Here is a 2,000-nt window from a genome sequence, read left to right as displayed (position 1 = left end):
GGTCTCGAACATGCAGCTGTTCAGCATGCGGGTCTATCAATCTCTAATGGGGCAGTTGCACCGCCAGCTTCAGGCGATTCCTGAGCCACCGAGGGATAAGAAGCCTTGGTACAAGGTTTGGTAGCCGTTCGCGGAAGTGACGCGCCGCGGGCTACAGTCGGCCAAAACCAGACGTTCGCACGCGACCTCCCATGGCCCCAACAATACGTACCGCCGTCGAGTCAGATTTCGAGTTTGCGTTCGATGCAAAGCGTCAGGCGTTGGGGCCGTATGTTGCCGCGCGGTGGGGATGGGACGACGATTTTCAGCGAAATTTGCATCTGAGCCGGTGGCAAGAACGCCCATGGTCGGTCATTCTTAACGGCGCGACGCCAGTCGGCACGATTGCTACGTGGAAGGTCGATGGTCACCTCCGCATTGGCGAGTTCTACGTTCTGCCAGCCTTTCAGCGCTTCGGCATTGGCTCGGCTGTGCTCCGGCACGTGCTGGGACAGGCAGACCAGGACAACGAAGTGGTACGGCTAGAGCATCTGAAGTGGAATCCGGTTGGAGAGCTGTACGCTCGCCATGGATTTGTCCAGGAAAGCGTCAACGACACGCATTGCTTTTTGGCCCGTCGTCCGGTCGGCCCGCAACGGTGAGGGCGGCCGACAGGCAGAATCGGCCAACCGTGGACATTCGTTGCCTGCGACCAAGCGCTGGGCACAATCAGCTCTGGCCGAATCCACGGCCGCGCGAGTGAAAGTAGTGTTGTGAAGTTGATTCTGGTGGAAGGGCTACCGGGAACAGGCAAGACCACGTTGGCGGAGCGCCTCTGTGCCTTCGCTCTCTCTTCCGGACGTCGGGCCGTGTGGCACCGAGAGGAGGAACGAACCCATCCGGTACACCCCGCGTCATTGACGACGTCTCGGGAACAGCCGGGATTCGCATCGAGGTGTTTGCAGCACTGGCGAGCATTCACGGAGCGGGCTCAATCCGTCCATGGCTTGTGCATCCTCGAAGGAAGCGCTTTTCAAAGTACCGTGCGCTTCCTGATGGAGCAGGAGCGCGAGGACGCTCACGGCTACGTCGTAGAGTTCGAGCGTGCGGTGAGAGCAGTCTCCCCGGTGCTCGTCTATCTGCGCCCCACCGACGCTACCGATCACTCCCGCGGCATCGCCGCCCACAGGGGAGAAAAGTGGTCGGCCGACGTATCCCGGTACCTGGAGAAGACGCCCTACGCGCTCGGGCGGAAGCTCCAGGGGACGGAGGGGATGCACCGGCTTTGGACCGACTACGCGGAACTCTGCGACGGGCTCTTCGAACGGATGTCCATGCCGAAACTTTCCATCTCCATCGAACCGTCTGACCTCGAGTCGACATTTCGGCGCAGCGTCGATTTCCTCGAAAGCACCGGACATCTCAGGCGGCCTTGACCGTGAGAAGGCCGAATCCGGCCAAAACCGGTGGCTCAACCTTGTGGCACCATTCATCAATGAACTGCCGGATTTGTGGTCGTGAGCTCGGTCGAGAGGATGACCCACTGTCCTTGGACTGCGGCGGGGATTGCTGGGGCTGCATCGGTGAAATCGAGGCGGAAACCGGTTCGGAATCGTCCCTCGCACGGGTTCGCGAGGAAGCGGCCCAAGGTCTCCGGCCAGGCTGGAAGAACCCGGCTGAGTAGTCAGCCATCGGCTAGAGTCGGCCATTGTTCCCATAAGTGAAAATCGGCGGATAGCGGACATTCAAGCCGTACGACTTTGGTGAATCAGATGAGCTCCGACAGCAAACGCAATGTTGCCAACATACTGATTCTTTTGGGGGTAGCCCCTACTGTGCTTTGGCTTGGCCTCCTGGCGATCAGCGGCGTGCTGACACCGTGGGCCGCCGTCGGCGTCATCTGGATCGGCATTCCTCTATGTTTTCTGAGCCTGCTGATTTCCGGAAGCGCGTGGGTATGGGCGCATGATCTTGCAAAAGCTAATCCTGAAAAATGGCGCGGTGCTCACCGCATTCCTTCC

The 2,000-nt window shown here is 60.0% G+C and carries 3 protein-coding genes; all 3 read left to right on the top strand.

Features of this window, described 5'->3' with window-relative positions; all coding sequences use genetic code 11:
* Window positions 1-191 precede the first annotated feature (191 nt).
* On the top strand, window positions 192-641 hold the full coding sequence (locus AC1DSC_RS32590; RefSeq protein ID WP_436288347.1) for a GNAT family N-acetyltransferase: 450 nt from the start codon (window positions 192-194) through the stop codon (window positions 639-641).
* A gap of 345 nt (window positions 642-986) precedes the next feature.
* A complete protein-coding gene (locus tag AC1DSC_RS32585) occupies window positions 987-1,415 on the top strand; it encodes a P-loop NTPase family protein (protein ID WP_412512404.1) in 429 nt (142 codons plus the stop codon).
* Between the two features lie 336 nt (window positions 1,416-1,751).
* Window positions 1,752-2,000, top strand: a 249-nt coding sequence (locus AC1DSC_RS32580) for a hypothetical protein (RefSeq protein WP_478132088.1), incomplete at its 3' end; no start/stop codon positions are given.

The sequence above is a fragment of the Variovorax sp. 01N425 genome, from assembly GCF_056399465.1.
This window is presented reverse-complemented; position numbering and strand designations above follow the sequence as displayed.